24 protein-coding genes and 1 pseudogene are annotated in these 24327 nt (G+C 56.9%); 12 read left to right on the plus strand and 13 right to left on the minus strand.

Going from position 1 to position 24327, the window contains the following annotated elements; genetic code table 11:
• The first annotated feature begins 18 nt into the window (after positions 1-18).
• A complete protein-coding gene (locus tag CKW31_RS27185; RefSeq protein WP_095101880.1) occupies positions 19-1284 on the plus strand; it encodes an Hsp70 family protein in 1266 nt (421 codons plus the stop codon).
• Between the two features lie 92 nt (positions 1285-1376).
• Here CKW31_RS27185 and CKW31_RS27190 read toward each other — a convergent pair whose 3' ends face one another.
• The 4 genes and pseudogenes from CKW31_RS27190 to CKW31_RS30180 form a co-directional block, all read right to left on the minus strand.
• Positions 1377-2387 carry an AI-2E family transporter gene (locus tag CKW31_RS27190; RefSeq protein WP_095101882.1) on the minus strand — a complete coding sequence of 337 codons (1011 nt, stop codon included), beginning with the start codon at positions 2385-2387 and terminating at the stop codon, positions 1377-1379.
• Between the two features lie 191 nt (positions 2388-2578).
• Positions 2579-2863 carry a PsiF family protein gene (locus CKW31_RS27195; protein WP_095101884.1) on the minus strand — a complete coding sequence of 95 codons (285 nt, stop codon included), beginning with the start codon at positions 2861-2863 and terminating at the stop codon, positions 2579-2581.
• A gap of 91 nt (positions 2864-2954) precedes the next feature.
• Positions 2955-3212 carry a hypothetical protein gene (locus CKW31_RS27200; protein WP_095101886.1) on the minus strand — a complete coding sequence of 86 codons (258 nt, stop codon included), beginning with the start codon at positions 3210-3212 and terminating at the stop codon, positions 2955-2957.
• 58 nt (positions 3213-3270) lie between these two features.
• A pseudogene (locus CKW31_RS30180) lies at positions 3271-3431 on the minus strand (triacylglycerol lipase); the annotation flags it as partial.
• 191 nt (positions 3432-3622) lie between these two features.
• Here CKW31_RS30180 and osmE point away from each other — a divergent pair.
• Together osmE and CKW31_RS27220 are read left to right on the plus strand one after the other, a co-directional pair.
• Positions 3623-3961: an osmotically-inducible lipoprotein OsmE gene (gene osmE, locus CKW31_RS27210; RefSeq protein WP_095101888.1), complete on the plus strand. Its 339-nt coding sequence runs from the start codon at positions 3623-3625 to the stop codon at positions 3959-3961.
• Positions 3962-4350: 389 nt separating this feature from the next.
• Complete coding sequence (locus tag CKW31_RS27220) at positions 4351-4884, plus strand: bacterioferritin (protein ID WP_095101890.1); 534 nt, start codon at positions 4351-4353, stop codon at positions 4882-4884.
• Between the two features lie 383 nt (positions 4885-5267).
• On the opposite strand, the gene CKW31_RS27225 is transcribed toward CKW31_RS27220, so the two are convergent.
• Complete coding sequence (locus tag CKW31_RS27225) at positions 5268-7337, minus strand: AsmA family protein (RefSeq protein WP_095101892.1); 2070 nt, start codon at positions 7335-7337, stop codon at positions 5268-5270.
• A gap of 289 nt (positions 7338-7626) precedes the next feature.
• Here CKW31_RS27225 and CKW31_RS29945 point away from each other — a divergent pair, with 289 nt between their 5' ends.
• From CKW31_RS29945 to CKW31_RS27260, 7 genes are all read left to right on the plus strand, one after another.
• Complete coding sequence (locus tag CKW31_RS29945; protein WP_176469998.1) at positions 7627-7800, plus strand: hypothetical protein; 174 nt, start codon at positions 7627-7629, stop codon at positions 7798-7800.
• 238 nt (positions 7801-8038) lie between these two features.
• Positions 8039-8671, plus strand: coding sequence for a TetR family transcriptional regulator (locus CKW31_RS27235; RefSeq protein ID WP_095101895.1), 633 nt, complete (start codon positions 8039-8041; stop codon positions 8669-8671).
• A 168-nt stretch (positions 8672-8839) separates the two neighbouring features.
• The gene (gene ureE, locus CKW31_RS27240) at positions 8840-9340 is read left to right on the plus strand and encodes an urease accessory protein UreE (RefSeq protein ID WP_027902250.1); all 501 of its coding nucleotides are present in this window, start codon (positions 8840-8842) and stop codon (positions 9338-9340) included.
• Entirely contained in the window at positions 9337-10011 is a 675-nt protein-coding gene (locus CKW31_RS27245) for an urease accessory protein UreF (protein WP_095101896.1), read from the plus strand. The genes ureE and CKW31_RS27245 overlap by 4 nt, the downstream gene beginning before the upstream one ends.
• Positions 10012-10069: 58 nt before the next feature.
• The gene (gene ureG, locus CKW31_RS27250; protein WP_095101897.1) at positions 10070-10687 is read left to right on the plus strand and encodes an urease accessory protein UreG; all 618 of its coding nucleotides are present in this window, start codon (positions 10070-10072) and stop codon (positions 10685-10687) included.
• A gap of 26 nt (positions 10688-10713) precedes the next feature.
• Entirely contained in the window at positions 10714-11286 is a 573-nt protein-coding gene (locus CKW31_RS27255) for a HupE/UreJ family protein (protein ID WP_095101899.1), read from the plus strand.
• A gap of 991 nt (positions 11287-12277) precedes the next feature.
• A complete protein-coding gene (locus CKW31_RS27260; RefSeq protein WP_095101901.1) occupies positions 12278-13414 on the plus strand; it encodes an AGE family epimerase/isomerase in 1137 nt (378 codons plus the stop codon).
• Between the two features lie 180 nt (positions 13415-13594).
• Here CKW31_RS27260 and CKW31_RS27265 read toward each other — a convergent pair whose 3' ends face one another.
• Complete coding sequence (locus CKW31_RS27265) at positions 13595-14359, minus strand: SDR family oxidoreductase (RefSeq protein WP_095101903.1); 765 nt, start codon at positions 14357-14359, stop codon at positions 13595-13597.
• 703 nt (positions 14360-15062) lie between these two features.
• Entirely contained in the window at positions 15063-15542 is a 480-nt protein-coding gene (locus CKW31_RS27270; protein ID WP_095101905.1) for an Lrp/AsnC family transcriptional regulator, read from the minus strand.
• Positions 15543-15774: 232 nt separating this feature from the next.
• Here CKW31_RS27270 and CKW31_RS27275 point away from each other — a divergent pair, with 232 nt between their 5' ends.
• Positions 15775-16242, plus strand: a complete 468-nt coding sequence (locus CKW31_RS27275; protein WP_095101907.1) for a transketolase — start codon at positions 15775-15777, stop codon at positions 16240-16242.
• Positions 16243-16386: 144 nt separating this feature from the next.
• Here CKW31_RS27275 and CKW31_RS27280 read toward each other — a convergent pair whose 3' ends face one another.
• Positions 16387-17403: a 1-aminocyclopropane-1-carboxylate deaminase gene (locus CKW31_RS27280; RefSeq protein WP_027899734.1), complete on the minus strand. Its 1017-nt coding sequence runs from the start codon at positions 17401-17403 to the stop codon at positions 16387-16389.
• A gap of 194 nt (positions 17404-17597) precedes the next feature.
• Between CKW31_RS27280 and CKW31_RS27285 the strand changes: the two genes are divergently transcribed.
• Complete coding sequence (locus CKW31_RS27285; RefSeq protein WP_095101909.1) at positions 17598-18077, plus strand: Lrp/AsnC family transcriptional regulator; 480 nt, start codon at positions 17598-17600, stop codon at positions 18075-18077.
• Positions 18078-18701: 624 nt separating this feature from the next.
• Here CKW31_RS27285 and CKW31_RS27290 read toward each other — a convergent pair.
• From CKW31_RS27290 to CKW31_RS27310, 5 genes are all read right to left on the minus strand, one after another.
• Positions 18702-19418, minus strand: coding sequence for an ABC transporter ATP-binding protein (locus tag CKW31_RS27290; RefSeq protein WP_095101911.1), 717 nt, complete (start codon positions 19416-19418; stop codon positions 18702-18704).
• Complete coding sequence (locus tag CKW31_RS27295; RefSeq protein WP_095101914.1) at positions 19415-20290, minus strand: ABC transporter ATP-binding protein; 876 nt, start codon at positions 20288-20290, stop codon at positions 19415-19417. Before CKW31_RS27295 ends, CKW31_RS27290 begins: the two co-directional genes overlap by 4 nt.
• Positions 20287-21567, minus strand: coding sequence for a high-affinity branched-chain amino acid ABC transporter permease LivM (gene livM, locus CKW31_RS27300; RefSeq protein ID WP_095101916.1), 1281 nt, complete (start codon positions 21565-21567; stop codon positions 20287-20289). The genes CKW31_RS27295 and livM overlap by 4 nt, the downstream gene beginning before the upstream one ends.
• Positions 21568-21569: 2 nt before the next feature.
• Entirely contained in the window at positions 21570-22484 is a 915-nt protein-coding gene (locus CKW31_RS27305; protein WP_095101918.1) for a branched-chain amino acid ABC transporter permease LivH, read from the minus strand.
• 171 nt (positions 22485-22655) lie between these two features.
• Positions 22656-23789, minus strand: coding sequence for a branched-chain amino acid ABC transporter substrate-binding protein (locus tag CKW31_RS27310; protein WP_095101920.1), 1134 nt, complete (start codon positions 23787-23789; stop codon positions 22656-22658).
• Between the last annotated feature and the right edge of the window lie 538 nt (positions 23790-24327).

A 24327-nucleotide genomic window follows, 5' to 3' on the forward strand; every position in this document is an offset into this window, starting at 1 on the left:
GACTGGAACGTAAAAGACATGAATGACCAATCCCCGGCCCGTGCCTGCGGTATCGATTTCGGCACGTCCAATTCCACCGTCGGCTGGCTGCGCCCCGGCATGGAATCGTTGATCGCGCTGGAGGACGACAAGATTACCCTGCCGTCGGTGGTGTTCTTCAACATGGAAGAACGCCGCCCGGTCTACGGCCGTCTGGCGCTGCACGAATACCTGGAAGGCTACGAAGGCCGTCTGATGCGCTCACTCAAGAGCCTGCTGGGCTCCAAGCTGATCAAGCACGACACCAGCGTGCTGGGCACGGCGATGCCCTTCAAGGACCTGCTGGCGTTGTTCATCGGCGAGCTGAAGAAACGTGCCGAGGCCAATGCCGGTCGTGAATTCGAAGAAGTGGTGCTGGGCCGTCCGGTGCATTTCGTCGATGACGACATTACCGCTGATCAGGAAGCAGAAGACACTCTGGCCGAAGTTGCCCGCAAGATCGGCTTCAAGGACGTGTCGTTCCAGTACGAGCCTATCGCTGCCGCATTCGACTATGAATCCACGATCACCAGGGAGGAACTGGTGCTGATTGTCGACATCGGCGGTGGTACTTCGGACTTCTCCCTGGTGCGTTTGTCACCTGACCGTCGCTTCTACGATGACCGTCACGAAGACATCCTGGCCACCGGTGGCGTGCATATCGGCGGAACCGACTTCGACAAACAACTGAGCATTCAAGGCGTCATGCCGCTGTTCGGCTACGGCAGCCGGATGAAAAGCCAGGCGTACATGCCGACCAGCCATCACATGAACCTGGCGACCTGGCACACCATCAACTCGGTGTACTCGCAGAAGTCTCAGTTGGCGCTGGGCAGCATGCGTTACGACATTGAAGACACCCAAGGCATCGACCGCCTGTTCAAACTGATTGAACAGCGCGCCGGGCACTGGCTGGCGATGGAAGTGGAAGAAACCAAGATTCAGCTGACCCACAGCGAAAGCCGCCATTTGCCAATGGACCGCATCGAGCCAGGGCTGAGTGTGGACTTGAGCCGGGTGATGTTCGAAGCCGCTATCGATTCGCAGCTGGAGCGCGTACGTAACAGCGTGAGCGAATTGCTGCTCAAGGCGGGTGCGGGCGTTGATCAGGTCAACACCGTGTTCTTCACCGGTGGCTCAAGCGGCATCCCGGCACTGCGCAACAGCGTTTCGGCCATGCTGCCCAATGCCCGTCACGTCGAAGGGAATATCTTTGGCAGCATCGGCAGCGGGTTGGCGATTGAGGCGAAGAAGCGGTACGGCTAAGGGGAGCTACAAGCTGCAAGCCTCAAGCTACAAGGTAAAAGCAGGGCCGTGCGCCTCTTGAAGCTTACAGCTTGAAGCTTGCAGCTGCTCTCTTACACCAACCCTTCCCGCTGCAACTCGCTTTTCAGATAGGCATAGTAAATCGGCCCCGCCACTACACCCGGCAGGCCGAATGCGGCTTCGAATATCAGCATCGCCAGCAGCAATTCCCACGACTTGGCATTGATTTGCCCGCCAACGATCCGCGCGTTGAGGAAGTATTCGACTTTGTGGATCACGATCAGGTAGCCCAGCGCCGCCAGTGCCACCCAGATCGAGATCGACATTCCCACGATGAAGATCAGCGTATTGGACATCAGGTTACCGACCACCGGCAGCAGGCCGAGCAGGAAGGTCATGATGATCAGGGTTTTGGTCAACGGCAGGTGAATGCCACACAACGGCAGCACAATGACCAGAAACACCGACGTGAACGCAGTGTTCAGCAGCGAGATTTTGATCTGAGCGAAAACGATGTTGCGGAACGCTTTGCTCAACAGGCTAAGACGCTCAAACAGCGCAGCCGCCAGCGGCTTGCGGGTATGCACATCGGAGATTCGCTGCAAGGCAATGATTGCCCCCAGCACCATGCCGATCAGCATGGTGACAAACATGTGCGCCGCACCCTTGCCGATCAATTGCAGTTCGCCGACGTGCTTCTGAATCCATTCGCCCAGAGATATCCGGAACTCGGCAGCGCTGGCTGGCAAATACGCGTCGATGAACGGTGGAAGCTGACCACGAGCGCGATCCACCAGGATCATGAATTTATCCAGCGAAGCGCCAGGGTTTTCCGCCTCATGCAGCACGAAGCTGAACGCCCCGGCGAAGATCAACGCCAGCACACTGACCACCAACGTGCCTAGCAACGCCACCGCGAGCCAGCGAGCACGCTCCCCGGCGATCAGCCTTTGCAGCTTGGGCGTCAGCATGTTGACCAGTTCGTAGACCAGTAACCCGGCCAACAGACTCGGCAGCAGTTTGAACGGCAAAACCATCAACAGACCGCCGAATATCAGAATCCAGCTGGCCAACAACACTTGTCGCGAGGAAAACGTTGGCATATAGCCTCAGGACGAACGGCGCTAAGAGGCAGGCAGTCTGCCAGCGTTCTGAGCTAAGGACCAGTGATCAGACGACCCCATCGGAAACGACTGACAGACCGAGGATTAAGCAGCCTGCACCAGACGCCGGAATTAAAGGTTTCAGGACGCTGAACAGCACCATTTCCAGCGCCTGAACGCTCACTGGAAAATTATTTCTTCTTGAGACAGTCACTCATAAAGGCCTTTCGGGCATCGCCCTTGAGTGCCTGAGTTGTAGCGGTTGCGTTACAGCTGGTCATCTTTTGTTGCTGGGTTTGCGGCGGTGAGGCTTTAAGGCAGGTGCTCATGAACGTCTTGCGCTCATCACCCTTCAAGGACTGAGCTGTAGCATCGGCATTACAGGTGGTCATCTTGTTCTGTTGCGCAGTGGCCGCATAACTCTGGGCACACATCAACAGACTCACCAACAACAAAGGGACGCGCAGCATTTTCATGGTTATCCACTCCACAGTGGCCATGCCGACCAGCGTGGCCTGCTCTGGAGTGTAGCCAAAGAATATGCGGCGCGACCCGTCCAGCTCAGGCCTACCCGACGTTGCGCGTGTCGAGCTGCAAGTCCTCTTGTTCGATGCTGTGAATCGACACATCGGTGATGCCCGATGCGTGGGCCGTTGCCTCATCCACGGCGATAAAACTTTGCACGTCGTCATCCAGTACGACGTGATGCTTCTGCGCCAACTCATGAACCACATCGATGATCGGCACATCCAGATTCTCGATCACGTCCACGTGGTGCTCACCCGCCAGGGTGTACTCGATTGCATAGTGTTCTTTATCGCTCATTGCATCACTCCAATGCCGACCCGACCGGGCGGCAAACCACGAACAACAGCTGGGATAGCTAAAGGCCCGCAGCCTTGAGGCGCGCGGCGTGCTCAACACACAATTTCACAGGGTTAGCGATGGTCGAGGGTAATAGTCACCCATGAAGGGACCCAGATGAGAAGCTAATCTCCCGACCATGCCATCACATTGACCGCGCTGTTTTCTGAACGTGCGAGCAATTTTCATCAAGTCAGGCGGCTGCCATACGGGCGGTTACGATTGCAGCCGGATGCCTGGCTGTCAGGTAACGAAATCACCGTGCGACGTACGTAGTATTCAAAGGCCATCAAATAATCGAACTCTTGCGAACCTCCAAAGCTCCAAGCTGCAACGGGCCAACAATGGCTCTGTCATTGGAGTGGGATTACATGATCAAGAAGAGCCTCGCAGCAGCGTTCGTTATTGCCGCAGTCAGCGGTTGCGCCAACACCACCGTGCAGAATCCGGTGGATTACGTGACCTATCGCAACGAGCCGCTGGTCAAGCAAGTCGAAAACGGCATGACCGAGCAGCAAGTACTGACCATCGGCGGTACGCCGTCTACTCGCGTACAGCGCAAGGTTCACCCAGGTGTTTGCAACAACTACGTGATGAATAAAGACGGCCACGAGCAGGTTTATCACGTCAGCTTCAACGCCAACGGTCGCGTGGATAACAAGGGTTTCATGACCTGCGAGCAACGTGAAGACAACGAACGCGCTATGTAAGCCGCTCGTTGATACGCAAAAGCCCGATGCAGATGCATCGGGCTTTTTATTGGGCGGCGCTTTTACACGTGAAGCCGTTCGCGCTTAAAAAACCAGTTTGAACAAAGCGATGACCACAACCAGGCCGATCAGAAAGATGATGCCGATGGTGCTGCCGAGGAACTTGAGCATTGTGTATCTCCATATATTTTCGTCTCAAGGTTGGGACCGCGGCGTGTAACAGTCGTTTCCTAATATTTTGTTCATCAACCAATGATGCAAAAGAATAAAACTTTTCCCGAAGCCGAGCACTCACACCTGTTACCGATCATGCCGGGCGCCACTCAACGCTGTAGAGGATTGGCGCATCAAGAGCGAGACGGATACCGGATTAGCTTTGGAGATAAACCATGAACCAGGCCCAACATTTGTCAGATGTGAACACCCTGCGCGAACGTGCGCGCCAGAATGTCGAGAACGGTGCTGTCACCGAAGGTTATAGCGCAGATCGCGAAACGGTACTGCGCCTGCTGAACGAATCACTGGCTACCGAACTGGTGTGCGTGCTGCGTTACAAGCGCCACTACTATATGGCGACCGGCCTCAAAGCCAGCGTCGCCGCTGCCGAGTTTCTTGAGCACGCGCAGCAGGAAGCCGAACACGCGGATCTGCTGGCCGAGCGCATCGTACAGCTGGGCGGCGAGCCGGAATTCAACCCCGACACCCTGTCGAAGAATTCCCACGCCCAATACGTGGCAGGCACCACCCTGAAGGAAATGGTCTACGAAGACCTCGTGGCTGAACGTATCGCCATCGACAGCTACAGCGAGATCATCAAATACATCGGCGAAGACGATCCGACAACCCGTCGTATCTTCGAAACCATCCTGGCCCAGGAAGAAGAACACGCCGACGACATGGCGGATATTCTCAACGACCTGTAATGGGTGAGTGTTGATGCAAAAAAGCCAGGACTGAGTCCTGGCTTTTTTGTGCCTGCTGACGTGCCGAGGGTACCTCGCCGTCTCACGGCAACATTGAACCTGCAGGAGCTGCTATTGCGGAGCATCAGGATCAATGCTTCGCAGCCTTCGGCAGCTCTACAGAACATGCATTGCATTCAAAGGATTTGCTTCGCGAGGAAGCTTAGCTCTCGCAGGAATCAATGATGACGTGGGACCGGCTTTAGCCGGGAAGGCGGTGTTTCTGCCGATGAAGATTCAGCGTCTGTCACGGCCTCTTCCCGGCTGAAGCCGGTCCCACGTCGTCAATCAGTTTGCTGGCCAACATAGAATCTCCCACCAAGAGCGCGCGGTGCGCTCTGGTGTTATCGCACGGTCTTGGGTGCTTTGCCTGATCTCATCTGCTCCAGCAAGGGCGCGCACTGGTTGGGCTCTTCGCCGCTGCTCGGAGCCACAAGAGCCAGCAAACCTGCAGCCGGGCCGATTGCGGCACCCAGCAGTACCATCCCCGCTCCGCGTAACAGCAACGGCCCGGACTGCACCCCCGCATTCGGTTTTGCGAACGGCCCGCGCACATAAAGAGGGGACCGCAACGAGAACACGCGGAAGCCTTTTGACTCGGGCTTGACGCTCAAATCCAGTTGCTCGGTTTTGAAGTTGGCCGTGCCGTCGATAAAGATAATCGCGTTCTCGGTATCGAACACAAACAGACGAGGCGTCGCCAGACCGTCCTTGATGCCCACATCAGACGCTGCGCAGTTAATCTTCACGTCCTGATCGCCGAACAACTTGCCCACCACATAGTTACCGACGTTGAGCCCGGCGATTTCCATCAGGCTGCGGCTGATCGCGCCGTCATTGACCAGCATTTTCAAGTCACCGTTGGAAGTGCCCAGCAACGCAGCAACCGAGTTGCCCTTGCCGCTGATGTCGGCGTCACCCGCCAGCTCACCGAAGCTGGTTTTCATCGGTTCAAAGGTTGGGAATAGCTGCTTGAGCTTGAGATTGCGCGCAGAGAGCTTCGCCCTGCCCTGCATCGGCTTACTACGGCCATCCAGACGAATGTCGGCATCCAGTTTGCCGCCTGCAACACCGAAGCGCAGCGGTTGCAGACTCAGTTGGCCGTCGTTCAGCACAACGTGGGTGTAGAGATCAGAAAACGGCAGGTCCGGGCTTTGCACGATGCGCTTGCCGGTGAACTCGACATCGGCGTCCATGGCACGCCAACGGTCAGTCTGGAACTCTTCCACAGGCAACACCTTGCCCGATGGCTGCTTGCTTTCCCCGCCACGTTTTTTATGGGCAGCGTTGGAGTCCGCACCGATCAAAGGCGCCAGGTCGGTAAACAGCAGCTGATTGGAAACCAACGTACCGGTGAGTTTCGGCCTCGGCTGACTGGCAACAAAACCCAGGTCGCCATGAATGTCGCTGTTGCCGATCTTGCCGTTGAAGGCTTCGTAACGGAAGTTAGCGCCCGCCGGGTCATGGATTTTGGCGATCAGTCGACCATCCGTGGAGTAAGCCGGCGAATCCGGAAGTGTTACACCCGTCAGCGGATAAAGATTGCTCAGGCTGCTGCCTGACAACTTCAGACGCAGATCAAGTGCGCCCAGGTTCTGCGGGTCGGTCACGGTGCCAGCCACTGCGGCGTTGGTATCACCGACATGTGCATCGACCTGGACCGGGAATGGCTGAGCAGCATCCTTGAGCGCCAGCAGCCCACCGAGCTTGCCGCTGCCGTTTAGCTTCTGACCTTTATATTGGCCTTTGAACGTTACTCCAAAGGCATAATCCTGTGGCCGAACGCCCTTCTCTTCAGCTTTCTTCGCCTCTCCGCCGCCGACGATGTCGCCGAACGGAATCGGTTTGCCCAGCGGGTCGATCACCAGATCCACCTGAGTGTTAAGGGTCTGATCGTTGAAGCTCACCAGACCTTTATCGAACTTGATTGCACCGATATCCAACACCCAGCTGGAAGGCTCGGCATCAGGGTCCGACTTGGGCAAATCGAACGTCCAGTTGGCGCGACCATCCGCCAGGCGCTCAAGCTTTGCATCGGGCCCGGTCAGATCAATGCGCGGAATCACCACGTGTTGCACGATCAACGGCAACGGCGACAGGCGAAATTCGACGCGCTTGAGGGTGACCATCTGCGGCGTTTTCGACCACTCAGGGTTACCCAGGCTCAGGTCTTCAGCCACGAAACGCGGCCATGGCACCCATGCCCGCCAGCCGCCCTCCTCGGGTTCGCGTCCCCAGATCACCGCCAGGTTGCCGTTGATCGCGAAAGGACGATGCAACGCTTCACTGACTTTTTCGTTAAGCGTCGGCTTGATGCGGTTCCAGTCAAAAGTGGCGATCACAACGACCAGAACGGCCAGCACCAACAACAGAATGGCACCGGTCCAGGCAAAAATTTTACGGCTGCGCGTCATTGCATGACTCTCCAGATAACAACAGGCCGGCCCTGGCCCGTTGCATACGACTTTCAACTTCGACTGATAAAACCCCCGAGGGTTTGATCGGATGTGCAAATTACAGCATCGGGCTGAAAACCCAAGTCTCTATATGAGGCGAAGCCTGCAAGCCACAGCCAGCAAGGGCTGGAGAATGAATCAATATTGATGATTTTCACCATCAGGAATACGAACTTCTCAATCGACAGGCCGGGCGTAATATCGCTGCCATAGACCACCCCGGAAGCTCTTGAGAGGAGCGAATATCATGAAACGCGTATGGCTCGCCCTGACCTTTTCCTTTTTGGCCGCTAACGTCTGGGCCGTACCCGCGCCCGAGCGCGAACCCAGCGCCGAAATGAAGATGAGCCTGCAGCGCGTGCACGAAACGATTGCGCAGGACGGCCATGCGCAGTTGATCAAGCAATATCAGCGGGTTTAATCAGACGGATATCCATTGCCGGAGATTCTATGCTGGCTTGCAAGCCGATGACGTGGGACCGGCTTTAGCCGGGAAGGCGGTATCTCAGATGACACATTTTTAGTGACCGTAACGGCCTCTTCCCGGCTGAAGCCGGTCCCACGTCACATGCCCATCATTCCCGAATCGAAAACCCCTTCGACGCATCCAAAGCGCATTTGCTAAAGTGCTGCCTGTCATCCCGGATTTGTCTACCGTCATGCTGCCCCGCGCCGAACAGAAACAACAGACCCGCCATGCGCTGCTCAACGCCGCCCATACCCTGATGGAAAGCGGACGGGGTTTCGGCAGCCTGAGCCTGCGGGAAGTAGCGCGCACCGCGGGCATCGTCCCTACAGGTTTCTATCGCCACTTCGACGACATGGATCAGTTGGGGCTCGCGCTGGTCAGTGAGGTCGGCCAGACATTTCGTGAAACCCTGCGTCTGGTGCGCCACAACGAATTCGTCATGGGCGGCCTGATCGAAGCGTCGGTTCGTATCTTTCTCGATGTCGTTGCCGCCAAGCGTGCGCAATTCCTGTTTCTGGCTCGCGAGCAATACGGCGGCTCGCGCCAGGTGCGGCAAGCGCTTTGCGCACTTCGCGATGGGATCAGTGCGGACCTGGCGGCAGACTTGGGCACCATGCCCAAATGGCAGCATCTGGATGCCGCATCGCTGTCGATCCTTGCAGACCTGGTCGTGAAAAGCGTGTTCGCCATGCTTCCTGAACTGATCGACCCGCCAAGCGAAGCACTGCCCGCACACCTGAAACCTCAGGCAAAGATCACTCACCAACTGCGCTTCATTTTCAGTGGGGCCAAACACTGGCGCGGACTGCCCAACACCGATTAGCTCTACGACTCATATTGGTGCAGTCAATCTGGATAGCACTATTCAGGTGCAAAATATTCCGCCCGGCGTTTCATTCCTACCTTTTCCGTCAGCTTTTTCCTACGCCTTGCACTGTTGGCAAGCCCCTTGCTCTGTCTTGAAGCATCGCAATTAGCTGGATGCCTTCCGATGCTGGTGATTCACAAAAGAATCGACTCTCAAACCGAATGGGCCGCCGAGCTGCATTTGAATTTCGAGGCGCGCAGTAAAAGCCGTCTGCGTTGCTATAGCGCTGACGGTGAAGATGTTGGCCTGTTCCTGGAGCGTGGTCAGCAACCACTTCACGACGGTGAGTTTCTACAGGCTGAAGACGGCCGTATCGTCCGCGTCTGCGCCCGTCCCGAACAATTGATGCACGTTACCTGCAGCAGCACCTTCGAACTGACCCGTGCTGCCTACCATTTGGGCAATCGCCACGTCGCACTGCAAGTGGGCGATGGCTGGCTGCGTTTGCTCGACGACTATGTGCTCAAGGCAATGCTCGATCAATTGGGCGCAACGACTGAATCGATTGAAGCGCCTTTCTCGCCGGAAACCGGGGCGTATGGCGGCGGTCATCATCACTCCCGAGCGGGTGAAGAAGACTTCAACTATCCGCCGAAACTGCACCAGTTTGGCGTGCGTATATGAACAGCGCCTGGGCGCTGCTGCGCCTGGCCAGTCCGCAATTACCGATTGGCGGCTACAGCTACTCCCAAGGCCTGGAAATGGCAGTGGAAAACCAGCGGGTGGTTGATCCGGCCAGCGCGTCACGCTGGATCAGCGACCAATTGCTGCTCAACCTCGCCCGTTTCGAAGCTCCGCTGCTGCTCGCTCATTGCATCGCAGCGGCTGAGGAAGACTGGTGTCAGTTGCTGCAACTGAGCGACGAGCATCGCGCCAGTCGGGAAACCCGCGAGCTGAATCTGGAAAGTCGGCAAATGGGCTACTCCTTGAAGCAGTTACTCATCGGCTTGCCTGAACTTGATCGTCCTGCGCGGGAGTTTCTGGCGCAAACCGAAGAGCCGCATCTGGCTCTGGGTTGGGCCTTGGCTGCTCGTGCCTGGCAGATCAGCCCGCAGGACGCTCTGGCCGCCTGGTTGTGGAGCTGGCTGGAAAACCAGCTCGCGGTCCTGATGAAAACCCTGCCGCTGGGTCAACAGGCTGCGCAACGCCTGACCAGCGAATTGCTGCCGTTGCTGCAACAAGCTCAACAGCACGCTACAGACCTTGATCCACAGCATATTGGCAGTGCCGCTTTCGGTCTGTCATTGGCGAGCATGGCCCATGAACGCCAATACAGCCGACTGTTTCGGTCCTGATCTTCTACATAACAGATGACTAACAGAGCTTAAGAACCAGAGCTCAACGGAGAACTAAATGAACAGCCAACCTCTGCGTGTCGGCATCGGTGGTCCGGTCGGGTCAGGCAAGACAGCCCTGACGCTGGCGCTGTGTCTGGCCCTGCGTGAGCGTTACAACCTCGCGGTGGTCACCAACGATATTTATACCCGTGAAGACGCTGACTTTCTGGTGCGCAACGAAGCCCTGGCACCAGAACGCATTATTGGTGTGGAAACCGGTGGCTGCCCGCACACGGCCATTCGCGAAGACGCGTCGATCAACCTCGAAGCAGTCGACCAGTTGAATCGCCGCTTTGAAGGGCTGGACCTGATCATTGTCGAGTCCGGTGGTGACAACCTTTCAGCCACCTTCAGCCCGGAGCTCTCAGACCTGACCATCTACGTGATCGACGTTTCGGCGGGCGACAAACTGCCACGCAAAGGCGGACCGGGCATCTGCAAATCCGACCTGCTGGTGATCAACAAGATCGATCTCGCGCCGCTGGTGGGCGCGTCCCTGGAAATGATGGATAGCGACACGAAGAAAATGCGCGGCGAAAAACCTTTCGTGTTCAGTAACCAGAAAACCGGCCAGGGTCTGGAACAGATCATCGCCTTCATCGAACGCCAGGGTCTGTTGACCAACGCGGCCTGATTTTCACTCCCTCAAGGAAGCTTTGCATGAACTACAAACAAGCCCTCGGCACCCTTGCTCTGCTGCTGGTTCCAGCACTGGCCTTCGCTCACCCCGGACATGGCGATAATGGCCTCGTCGCCGGTATCAGCCACCCGATTGGTGGTCTGGATCACTTGTTGGCCATGTTGGCCGTCGGCCTGTGGGCCGCTCAACAGAAAGGCGCGGCTCGCTGGGCACTGCCTTGCACCTTCGTCGGCACCATGCTGATCGGTGGTTTGCTGGGTTTCGAAGGCCTGAACCTGCCAGCGCTGGAAAGCGGCATCGCGGCTTCGGTGCTGGCCTTGGGTCTGGCCGTGGCACTGGCGATTCGTCCACCGCTGTTCATGGCCGTAGGGGCGACTGCGCTGTTCGCGCTGTTCCACGGTGTTGCACACGGTCTTGAGCTGCCAGACATGTCCAGCCCGGTCGCCTACGCCATCGGCTTCGTAGTCGCCACTGCCGCCCTGCACGCTGCCGGCTATGCCGTCGTACGCTACCTGCCCACTGCGGCTGCGCCGTTGGTGCGGATTGCCGGTGCTGCCTCGGCGGCTGCGGGTGTGTGGTTGCTGGCTGCTTGATTCACCGAGTCAAACCCTCTCGCCAACAAGTTGCCTCCTACCTTGAAAGCGCCAGGCTGAGCCATCGCGCCAAAAGGTAGGAGCGAACTTGTTCGCGAGACGGCAAACATGATTCACCGCGTCAAACCCTCTCGCCAACAAGTTGCCTCCTACCTTGAAAGCACCAGGCTGAGCCACCGCGCCAAAAGGTAGGAGCGAACTTGTTCGCGAGACGGCATGCCTGAAGAACCGCGTGAGATTCTCTCGTCAACAAGTTGCCTCCTACCTTGAAAGCGCCAGGCTGAGCCATCGCGCAAAAGGTAGGAGCGAACTTGTTCGCGAGATGGCAAACCCGATTCACCGCGTCAAACCCTTTCGCCAACAAGTTGCCTCCTACCTTGAAAGCGCCAGGCTGAGCCACCGCGCCAAAAGGTAGGAGCGAACTTGTTCGCGAGACGGCAAACCCGATTCACCGCGTCAAACCCTCTCGCCAACAAGTTGCCTCCTGCCTTGAAAGCGCCAGGCTGAGCCACCGCGCCAAAAGGTAGGAGCGAACTTGTTCGCGAGACGGCAAACCCGATTCACCGCGTCAACCCTCTCGCCAACAAGTTGCCTCCTACCTTGAAAGGGCCAGGCTGAGCCACCGCGCCAAAAGGTAGGAGCGAACTTGTTCGCGAGGCGGCAAACCCGATTCACCGCGTCAAACCCTTTCGCCAACAAGTTGCCTCCTACCTTGAAAGCGCCAGGCTGAGCCACCTCGCCAAAAGGTAGGAGCGAACTTGTTCGCGAGAGGGCAAACCCGATTCACCGCGTCAAACCCTCTCGTCAACAAGTTGCCTCCTACCTTGAAAGCGCCAGGCTGAGCCATCGCGCCAAAAGGTAGGAGCGAACTTGTTCGCGAGATGGCAAACATGATTCACCGCGTCAAACCCTCTCGCTACAAGCGCGCTCCTACAGTCTGGCACTAGCTGCTACCATGTCGCGCAATTCGCCCCTGCCGTGACGCCTGCCGATGCCAGATGTTTCCAGCTCCGCCCTTCACCCTGACTTGAACGCCGTTTTCGCCAGCGTTCAGGCGCACTTCCTGCAAACCATCGTGCCGGTATGGCTTGGCCCTGGCTGGAATGCACATCTGGCGCTGCCCTATGAAGCGGTCGATGCGGCACACCAACCACTGCCACCTCAGCGCTATCGGGCCATGGCCTGTGCGCGGCAGTTATTTCTGTTTTCCAGCCTGATCGATCACCCCGCAGTGCCTGAAGCGGCCACTCGTGCCGCCGCACTGTTTCGCTCACTGCAACGGCACTTCCATGATGCCGAGCACGGCGGCTGGTTCTACAGCATCGACCCGCAAGGCGTGCCGCTGGACCGTCGCAAGGATCTCTACACCCACGCCTTTATCATTTTTGCGTGCGCACATTACTGGGCCAGGGTTCGCGAACCCTTGGTCGAGTCAGTGCTCAATGCAGCTCTGGATGTCGTCGCAGAGCAATTTGCCGATGATGACGGGCTTTATGAAGCCGTGCTTGGTGAGGACTGGACAGCGCTCGGCAGCGGACCGTTGCAGAATCCATTGATGCACCTGGCCGAAGCGCTCCTGGCTACCGTTGAGGTGCGTGAGGACGAGGCGACACTGGCGACACTGAACGAACTGGCAGCCGCCATGCAACGGCGCTTCGTGGATAGCGAACACGGGGTGATGCTGGAGAAACCGCTGGAGGCTGTGGATAACTGGTACGAGCCCGGTCATCAGTTTGAATGGTACTTCCTGCTGGAGTCGTCACCGCACTTACGCGGTAGCGCGCTGCATCAGTCGCTGAGCACGGCGTTCATTCATGCCGAAGCCCAAGGGGTCGACGCGCAGACCGGTGCCGTGGCGGCTGCCTTGACCAGCGATGGGCGTATTCAGGACGGCACCCAGCGTATCTGGGCACAGGCCGAGTATTTGCGGGCGCTGACGTTACGGCCCGATAGCGAAGTGATGCTGGGTAAACAGTTACTGGCATTGCAGAAGCGATTCCTGCACGCCAGCGGCTGGAACGAGTGTCTGGACGCCAATGGTCAGATCAGCCGCAGCGACATGCCATCGACTACGCCTTATCACCTGGCGACGTGTTACATCGGGTTGGCGGAGTATTTCGGGGGCTGATCCACAACTCGGTTGGCCACGGTGCGGGAATTCATGTCTGCCCCCAAGCTCACGAGCATGCAAATCCCGACGTGGGACCGGCTTTAGCCGGGAAAGGCGTCATTGCTGACAATGCAAATGTGTTGCCTGCACTGGCCCCTTCCCGGCTAAAGCCGGTCCCACGTCATTGCATCGCTCAAATCAACCGCGATTACGATCAACCGCAAAGCCTGCCCAGGTCTGGCTGACTGGCATCAATTCCAGGCTGTTGATATTCACGTGGGCCGGGGTGTTCATGATCCAGAAGATGGTCTCCGCGATGTCCTGCGGCTGGATCGCTTCTGCACCGGCGTAAGTCGCGTCGTATTTGCTTTGATCCCCACCGAAGCGCACCAGTGAGAACTCACTTTCGCACAGGCCTGGTTCAAGGTTGGTAACGCGCACACCCGTACCGATCAAATCGTTGCGCAGGTTGAGCGAGAACTGCCCGACGAAAGCTTTGGTGCCGCCGTAAACATTGCCGCCCGGGTACGGATAGTTACCCGCCACCGAACCCACGTTCACGATGCTTGCACCGCGACCATGAGCAATCAGGCGCGAGAGCAGCAGACGAGTGCTGTAGACCAGGCCTTTGATGTTGGTGTCGATCATGGTGTCCCAGTCATCCAGGCTGCACTTGGGCGCAGGATCGATACCCAGAGCAAGGCCGGCGTTGTTGATCAACCCCTGAATGGTCGCGAACTCGGCAGGCAGGCTTTCAATGGCCGCTTCCATGGCGGCGCGATCACGTACGTCCAGCACCAGCGTGTGCACTTTGGTCTGCTTGGACAGTTCAGCGCTGAGGGCATTGAGACGCTCTTCACGGCGACCGGTCAGCACCAGCGACCAGCCCGCTTGTGCGAAGCGACGGGCACAGGCTTCGCCAAACCCGGAAGTAGCGCCAGTAATGAACACAGTGGAAGTCATTTCATTCTCCTGATGTGCCGCACCTGAGTGCAGACCGGTTAATAACGATAAATAAACAAGCCCAGCAGAATGCCCGCCCAAAGAGGTCTGGAGCAAGTCTGTGGATAAAACAATGTACTTTTTGTACAAAAAACAACCAGAGACCGCCGGACCAGTCGTAGCTGGGGTCAAACGGGGTTTTACCCACGTTATCCACAGCCAGGCCCACAATATCCGTGGGCAACTCTCTCCTGCACAGCCCGCGGATTGCGGGGGCTGAAGGAGCGCCAGAGCGGTTTTTCCCTTGACGTCATTTCCTTCCCGTGTAACTCCAATGAAACATCAGCAAAGACGAAATTCTCTCGTAACAGCTTAAGGCTATATCCGCTGCCGGTTTGCGAACTATTTCCAACGCTTGCCCACAGACTTATCCACAGGCAGAGGACGCAAAATACCTGTATGAAAAACCAGCCCTGGCAACGTTGACAAATGGCCTCAAAGCACACCCAAAAAGCACTGTACATATTTTAACCAAAAGCCTACAGACCACGTTCTACGAGGCCTGCAGCCAGATGCTCCCACGTTATTCACAGGCAGTTCCACAGTAATCCTGAACAAGTCAAAAGCGTGACAAAACAAGCATTTGCAGCGGCTTTATGTCGCGGTTTGGCGACTCTTCAAAATTGTTTTCCACAATTCGCCGAGTGATGTTTGAGGGCACTCATCAGATCAACAGCAAACCATCGGACTTCACTTCATTCAGCACGAAAAAAGTCCGCACCTGCCGCACGCCTGGCAGCGCAATAATCTTCGTATTGTGTAGCTGGTTGAACGCCGGTAGATCCCGAACCCGGATTTTCATGAAGTAATCCACATCCCCCGCCACCAGCCAGCATTCCAGCACTTGTTGCAGTTCACGGGCGGCCGCTTCGAAGGTGGCAAAGCTTTCGGGTGTCGACCGGTCCAGCACCACACCGATAAGCACCACCGTGCCTTGCTGCACTGCATTGGGGTCAATCTGGGCGCGCACGCTTTTAATGATGCCGTTCTCGTAAAGCCGCCGCGTGTGGTTCCAGCACGCAGTGGTACTCAAACCAACCTTTTTGGCGAGGTCTGCATTGCTGATACGGCCATCGGCCTGCAGCGCCCGCAGGATCTTGCGCTCCTGCACCGTCACTTCAGGCGTTTGAGGCTGCTCTTTCATCGTCCGGGACCTCCTTGAATGAATGGGGCAGACCGGCATTCATGCGCAAATCGTGCCGGTACATGAACAACTACCCGCAAAAAACACCTCAGAGTGAATGTTCATCCGTACGGCTATCTCCACAGGTAAGACCTTCCGGTTCAAGGGCCTTAATAGGTAGGAAACCCCAGCGGACTTTCAGTAGTTTAGAACCCAGAAAAACGTGCACCTTCAAGCCGCCAGGAGCGCCGTCATGCTTGGGATATCGGAATCTGCAGTGTGGGTTAAAGCGCCCTCCCCGGAAGTTGGAGTCGTCATCGTTACGCGTGCCGGATTGCCCAGTTACATCAGCGAGCGTCTGCGCAGTGAGGTAGATGATTGGGATCAGGTCGCTTATCTGCACGTCAGAGAGCCCAACGAGTTTCTCGACGACTGGCTGAAGGCGGAATCGAGTCAAGCCGCACCCAACCTGGACACCCGCTGCCATGCCAGCCAACTTCTGCGCTCGGTGTCCAAAGGCTGTTACTTGCTTGATATCGAAGAAAGCCCATCGCCCCAACTCACCTGGCTAGGCTCGGTGTGCGGCCACAAGTTGCATGTGGTCAGGCTGGGGGAATCAGATTTTTCAACAGAAGCCATGGATCAGCAGGTTGAAGAGATACTGGCGAAGGTCAGCGCGTTGGCGAAGAACATTCTGGAGGAGCGGTTTATTGGGGTTTGATGAGGGGATTATTCATGTGGGAGCGGTGCTTGCCCGCGATAAGGCTAGGCGCGATCGACCTGCAATGCGCGGTGCTCTTATCGCGAGCAAGCTCTACTCCCACAAAAGAAGCAGCATTCCAATTCAAGCTATGAAGCCAAACTATCAACCATTACGGAAGATGAAGCTGTAAGCACTCAACGCAGGCACACCACCCAGGTGGGCGTAGAGCACTTTCGAGCCTTCCGGGAATTCGCCGTTGCGGACCATTTCGATCATGCCGTGCATCGACTTGCCTTCATACACAGGGTCAGTCAGTACGCCTTCGGTTCGAGCGCACAGGCGGATTGCTTCAAGGGTGCCTTCGTTCGGCAGACCATATTCCGGATAAGCGAAACGCGTATCGAGGATGACGTCGTCCTCGGTGATGTCCTGCCCCAGCTCCACGAGCTTCGCGGTGTTCTGTGCAATACGCAGAACCTGCGCCTTGGTCTTTTCCGGCTTGGCCGACGCATCGATACCGATCACCCGGCGGGCGCGACCGTCGGCGGCAAATCCCACCAGCATGCCCGCATGGGTGCTGCCGGTTACCGAGCAGACCACGATGTAATCGAACTTGAAGCCCAGCTCTTTTTCCTGCTCGCGGACTTCTTCGGCAAAGCCAACAAAGCCCAGTCCGCCGTAAGGATGTTCGGAACAACCAGCAGGAATCGGGAAAGGCTTCCCGCCGCTTTCCTCAACGTCCGACATGGCTTTTTCCCAACTCGGACGAATGCCGATGTCGAATCCGGCTGCGTCCAGGCGCACATCAGCGCCCATGATTCGCGACATCTCGATGTTGCCGACCCGGTCATACACCGCATCGGAATAGTTGACCCAGTTCTCCTGAACCAGCACGCACTTCATGCCCAGGTGAGCAGCCACGGCAGCCACCTGACGCGTCTGGTTGGATTGAATGCCGCCAATGGACACCAGCGTGTCGCAGCCCTGCTCCAGCGCTTCTGGAATGAGGTACTCAAGCTTGCGGGTCTTGTTACCGCCAAAGGCCAGACCGCTGTTGCAGTCTTCACGCTTGGCATACAGATCGACCTTGCCACCCAAATGCGCACTGAGTCGTTTGAGAGGCGTGATGGGCGAAGGGCCAAACGTCAAAGGGTAGCGCTTGAATTTGCTCAGATTCATAACAGGGCTCCTTGATATTAAGAGTATCCAGGCACGTTCTGCAGTGCTTGCGATGGACTTAATGTTAAGGAAACGAGCAAAAAAACGGGTTGCAAACTGAAGGCTATTTTCGGCTCTTTATTAATCCATTAAAGATTTAGCCTAATTAAATTGTTAGGATTATTCTAATCACGCAATAAAAGATCACTACCGAAATGACTACCAGCGCAGACGCCAGCACTACCGACCGAATTGACCGGGCCATTCTCAAAGCCCTGCAAAAAGATGCCTCGATTTCTAACGTCGCGCTGGCGGAAAAGGTCAAGCTCAGCGCTCCTGCGTGCTTGCGACGGGTTGAACGGCTGAAGCAGGCAGGGCTGATCAAGAAGATTGTGGCGGTGCTGGATTACGAAGCGCTGGATGCGGGGATGGTGGTGATCATTGGGGTAGTGCTGGATCGCTCGACCCCGGAGTCATTCTCGGCGTTCGAGACCGCTGCGCAGAAAATCTCGGGCTGCATGGAGCTGCATGTGGTGACGGGGGAATTCGACTACCTGATGATGCTGCGTACCCGAGACAGCCAGAGCTTCAACCGACTGCACGCCGAGCAGTTGCTGTACCTGCCAGGCGTGCGCCAGATCCGCTCATTCATGGGGCTGCGTTCAGTGTTGTCGACGACGATGATTCCGTTGTGAGTTGAGACGGTGCAAAGCCGAAGGGATTAAATGCGATCTCTCAGGCATCGCACCGCCTTCAAAGGTAGGAGGCAACTTGTTGGCGAGAAAGGCTGGCGCGGTTCTCCAGACATGCCGCCTCGCGAACAAGTTCGCGCCTACCCAGGCATTGCGCAGTCTCAGGCTCACCGCGCTCAAAGGTAGGAGGCAACTTGTTGACGAGAGAGGCTGACGCGGTTCTTCAGGCATGCCGCCTCGCGAACAAGTTCGCTCCTACCAGGCATTGCGCAGTCTCAGGCTCACCGCGCTCAAAGGTAGGAGGCAACTTGTTGGCGAGAAAGGCTGACGGGTTCTCCAGACATGCCGCCTCGCGAACAAGTTCGCTCCTACCCAGGCATTGCGCAGTCGCAGGCTTACCGCGCTTAAAGGTAGGAGGCGACTTGTTGGCGAGAAAGGCTGACGCGGTTCTTCAGGCATGCCGCCTCGCGAACAAGTTCGCTCCTACCCACGCATTGCGCACCGCGCTCAAAGGTAGGAGGCAACTTGTTGGCGAGAAAGGCTGACGCGGTTCTCCAGGCCACGCTGCCTCGCGAACAAGTTCGCTCCTACCAGGCATTGCGTTGTCGCAGGCGTCACGCCGGCCTATCAATGCCCACCTAAATAAGCGTTACGTACCTCTTCATTCACCAGCAACTCCTGCCCCGTGCCGCTCAGGCGGATCTCGCCGTTGACCATCACATACGCCCGGTCCGACAGCTTCAGCGCGTGGTTGGCGTTTTGCTCGACGAGGAAGATGGTCATGCCGGTAGCTGCCAGTTCGCGCAGGGTGGCGAAGATCTGTTTGACGATGATGGGTGCCAGACCCAGGCTCGGCTCATCGAGCAGCAGCAGCTTTGGACGACTCATCAAGGCCCGTGCGATGGCGAGCATTTGCTGCTCACCACCGGACATGGTCATGGCCCGCTGATTACGTCGCTCCTTGAGACGCGGAAACAGTTCGAACATGCGTTGCATGTCTTCAGACGAATGTTTGTCGCCAATCGGGATGGTGCCCATCATCAGGTTCTCCTCGACTGACATGTCGGGGAACACCCGCCGCCCTTCCGGCGACTGCGCAATGCCGTTCGACGCGATGTAGTGCGACGATTTCTGGGTGATATCGGTGCCCTGATAAATAATCTGCCCACTCGCCGCCCGTGGCTGGCCGAAGATCGACATCAGCAGCGTGGATTTGCCCGCGCCGTTGGAGCCGATCAGGCTGACGGTTTCGCCTTCATTGATGTGCAACGAGACTTTTTTCAGGGCCTGAATCGGCCCGTAAAACACATCGATCTCTTTCATTTCGAGGATCGGCGTACTCATACCAGTTCCTCTTCATCTGCGCCCAGATACGCCGCAATCACCTTCGGATCGTTGCGAATCTGTTCAGGCCCACCGGTGGCAATCACGTTGCCATGGTCGAGCACCACAATATCGTCGGAAATACCCATGACCATGCCCATGTCGTGCTCGATCAGCACAATGGTCATGTCGTGTTCATCGCGCAGCAGGCGGATCATGCCGCTCAGTGCTTCGGTTTCCTGCGGGTTGAGGCCCGCCGCCGGTTCGTCCAGGCAAATCACCTGCGGCCGTGTGCACATGGCGCGGGCGATCTCCAGACGACGCTGCTGACCATAGGAAAGCTCGCCCGCCAGACGGTTAGCACAGTCCACCAGGTCCACCACTTCGAGCCAGTAGAACGCGGTGTTGATAGCGACTTCTTCAGCCTCGCGATAACCCTTGGTATTAAGGATGCCTGCCAGCAGATTACGGTTGACCCACATGTGCTGAGCGACCAGCAGGTTTTCCAGTACGGACATTTCCTTGAACAGGCGAATGTTCTGGAAAGTCCGCGCCAGCCCTGCCCGGTTCACCAGATGCGTACCGCCGAACATCTTGTAATAGACGCGACTGAGGAAGCTTTTCGGTGAGACAAAGTCTGTGCCTTTGAACGGTTCACCCAGCAGTTTGATCACGTTGGTGGTCTGGCCACGGGTGTGCAATTCGATGCGCCCGCCAGTGGCTTTGTAGAACCCGGTCAGGCAGTTGAAGACCGTGGTTTTGCCTGCGCCGTTAGGGCCGATCAGGGCAAAAATAGAATTGCGTCGTACTTGAATGCTGACGTCGCTGAGCGCCTTGATACCGCCAAAGTGCATCATCAGGTGCTCAACCGAAAGAACGATGTCGTTGCTCATGGCGCAACCCCCTTGCGTGGAGTAACCCCGGTACGTGAAACACGAATCAGGCCGCGCGGCCGCCAGATCATCATCAACACCATGAGTATCCCGAACAGCAACACACGGTATTCCGCAAAGCTGCGCAGTAACTCAGGGGCGACCGTCAACACAAACGCGGCAATGACCATGCCCATGGTCGACCCCATCCCGCCCAGTACCACAATGGCAAGGATCAATGCCGACTCGAAGAAGGTGAACGAGGTCGGGTTGATGAAGCCCTGATAGCTGGCGAAAAACACCCCTGCCAGGCCCGCAGTCGATGCGCCGATGGTGAAGGCCGAGAGTTTCACCAGCACATGGTTCAGGCCCATGGACCGGCAGGCAATCTCGTCTTCACGCAGCGCTTCCCAGGCACGGCCAATCGGCATGCGGGTCAGACGATGCTTGATGTAAAGCACCGCTAGGACGACCAGGAACAGCACCGCGTAGATGAAGATGAATTTGAGGTCGGGGTTGTAATCGAAACCGAAATACTCATGGATGGGCACCCCGCCGTCTTTGGCGCGACGTCCGAACTCCAGACCGAAGAAAGTCGGCGAAGGAACTGCAACGCCGTTTGGTCCACCGGTGAAAGACAGCCAGTTGTTCAGAACCAGCCGGATGATTTCACCAAAGCCCAGCGTGACGATGGCCAGATAATCACCGTGCATGCGCAACACCGGGAAGCCCAGTATGCAACCGGCCAACGCCGCAGCGATGGCTGCCAACGGCAACGCCGACCAGAAGCCCAGGCCGAGGTATTGATACCCCAGCGCCAGACCATAGGCACCAATGGCATAGAACGCCACGTACCCCAAGTCCAAAAGACCGGCCAGGCCCACCACGATATTCAGCCCCAGGCCGAGCAGTACGTAAATCAGGCCAAGAATGACGACCGTCAGCACGTATTTGTCGGCAAATACCGGGAACACCATCGCGATGACGATCATCGCCGGGATGATGAAACGCAGACGCGATTTGTAATCCGGAGGCAGCACATGAACACCAGAACCGGAGCTCTCGAAGCTCTGGGCGATGCTCAAGCCCTTAGGCGTCTGCATGAACAGGCTTAACAGCAGACGACCGACCATAACCACACTGACCAGAACGGCAACACGGGCAGGCTCAAGGTTAAAGCTGTAACCATCGAGCACCACGCCAACAATCGGACCGAAGACAATCAGCGCCAATAGACCCGCAATCACGGCATCGATCAGGCTTTGTTTGAAACTGACGGGTTTAGTAGGAGCAGACATATTTATACCTTCGCCACGAGTGGGCGACCCAGCAGGCCTTGAGGACGGAAAATCAGGATCAGTACCAACAGGCCGAAGCTGAACACGTCTTTGTAATCAGAGTTGATCAAACCGGAGAACTGCGACTCCGCAACTCCCAGGATCAACCCGCCCAGCATCGCCCCCGGCAGCGAACCGATGCCGCCCAGCACCGCCGCCGTGAACGCCTTGATACCAATGACGAAGCCCGCATAAAAGTCGAAAGTGCCGTAGTTCATGGTGATCAGCACACCGGCCAATGCGGCCATGGCTGCGCCGATGATGAACACGTAGGAAATCACCCGATCGGTATTGATGCCCAGAATGGATGCCATTTTGCGATCCTGTTGGGTCGCGCGGCACATCCGGCCCAGCTTGGTGTACTTGATGATGTAGGTCAGTACGCCCATGCCGACAAACGCAGCAATCAGGATGAATAACTTGGTGTAGGTGATCTGCACAAAGCCGCTGCCGACCTCAAAGCGCCAAGCGCCTTCGAGTAGTGTGGGCACACCTTGCTGTTTCGCTCCCTGACTGATTTGCGCATAGTTCTGCAGCACAAACGAAATGCCGATGGCGCTGATCAGGGGAGCGAGGCGTGTCGAGTTACGCAGTGGTTTGTAAGCCACACGCTCGATCACGAAGCCATAAACGCCGGTCACCACAATGGTGAAGATCAGCGTGCCGAGAATGAGGAAAGGGAAAGACTCCAGACCAAAAAATGAAAGGACGGCCAGGCCGATGGCGGCCAGGTACGCGGAGATCATGTACACATCGCCGTGGGCGAAGTTGATCATGCCGATGATGCCGTAGACCATCGTGTAACCGATGGCGATCAAACCGTAGACCGACCCGAGGGTCAGACCGTTGATCATTTGCTGCAGGAAAATACCGTCCATCACGCACGCTCACGAACTTGAAAGGCTAACGATGCAGTCCGAAGTTCCCTTGTGAGGAACAGCGGACCGTCATTCAGTAGCTGACAGAAGAACTTCGGGGTCGCGACCTTGCGCCCCCACTAACAAGACGCGCGAGCACCTTTGAGGTACTCGCGCGACTATGCGCTTTGCTTACTTCTGTTTTTCGAGCTGATGGTATTTACCGTCTTTGTCCCACTGGTAAACCACATAGTCGGAGACTTTCAGGTCGCCTTTGGTGTCCCAGGCTTTCTCGCCCATGACGGTTTTAACAGGGTGAGCTTTGAGCCACTTGCTGGCATCTTCGCCCTTGTTGGATTTGGCACCATTGAAGCCAGCGGCCAAGGCCTGGACCGAAGCGTAGGCATACAGGGTGTAGCCTTCAGGCTCGTAGCCGGATTTGCGGAACTCATCCACAACGGCTTTGCTGTCTGGCAGTACGCGTGGATCAGCGCCGAACGTCATGTACACGCCATCAACGTATTGCGCGCCGCCAGCGGTAGTCACCAACTCATCCGTTACGATACCGTCATCGGACATGAACTTGACGTCTTTCAGGCCTTGTTCACGCATCTGACGAACCAGAGGACCGGCTTCCGGGTGCAGACCGCCGAAGTAGACAACGTCCGCGCCGACAGAACGAATCTTGGTCACAAGGGCGCTGAAGTCTTTCTCGCCACGGGTCAGGCCTTCTTCCAGAACCGGTTTCACGCCGCGGGCAGTGAGCTGCTTGGCGGTCGCATCCGCCAGGCCTTTGCCATAGGTGTCCTTGTCATTGATGACGGCGATTTTCTTGCCTTTCAGAACATCGACAATGTAGTCGCCCGCGACGATACCTTGCTGGTCGTCACGACCGCACATGCGGAACATGGCGGTCAGGCCGCGCTCGGTCACTGTCGGGTTGGTAGAGCCAGGGGTAATCGCGATGATGCCGGCTTCGTCATAAACTTCCGAGGCTGGAATCGTTGACGAGGAGCAGAAGTGACCAACAACGCCAGCGACTTTGTCTGAAGCCGCTTTGTTAGCGACCGCAACGGCTTGCTTAGGCTCGCAAGCATCGTCATAAGCGGTCAATACGATCTTTTCCCCGTTAACGCCACCAGCCTTGTTGATCGCGTCGGCAGCTGCTTGAGCGCCTTTCATGTATTGCTGACCAAACGATGCGTTGGCGCCAGTCATTGGCCCCGCGACACCGATCTTCAGATCAGCCTGAGCAAACGAAGACACGCCTAATGCAGTAGCGACTGCAAGTGCAAGAAAGCCCTTTCTGTAAAACGTCTGCGACATGAGTGGTGCTCCTGAGATTTTTTTGATTAGCACTGCAACTACGGAGTTGCTCTGAGCAAGTGGCGTGCCATTCGTTTTTTATTCTGATGAAACTCACGGAATTGTTGCGTTCAGCCCGGCTAGAGCCTTTGACCACAGGGCATGCAACCCTCTATACGGAGCGAAGTACAACCTGAAAATAAAAAGGTGCAACCGCTGGCGAAATACGTAGCAACCTACGCATCACGCCACGTACAACCCTGCTGTAACAGCATGCGTCACCGATCTGCACACCGTCGGTGCGTTTGCGCTACGGGACGCACCAATTGAGGTTAGTGGAGGATATGAGCTACTGCGGAAAATCGCATCTTTTGGCTGCCCCAATCCTGTAGATACCGTCTTGACCCTCATCGAGCAAGCGCGATGTCAGGGTCATAGGGTTTCCCCGACTTGAGCACTCCGTACACCAGATGCAACAGCTTGCGCATGGCCGCACATATGATTTCCTTCGGGGCCTTCCCGTTCGCCTTCATGCGTGTTTTGAGGGCCATAAGGACCG

This window comes from Pseudomonas sp. Irchel 3A5, assembly GCF_900187575.1.
Taxonomy (GTDB): domain Bacteria; phylum Pseudomonadota; class Gammaproteobacteria; order Pseudomonadales; family Pseudomonadaceae; genus Aquipseudomonas; species Aquipseudomonas folii.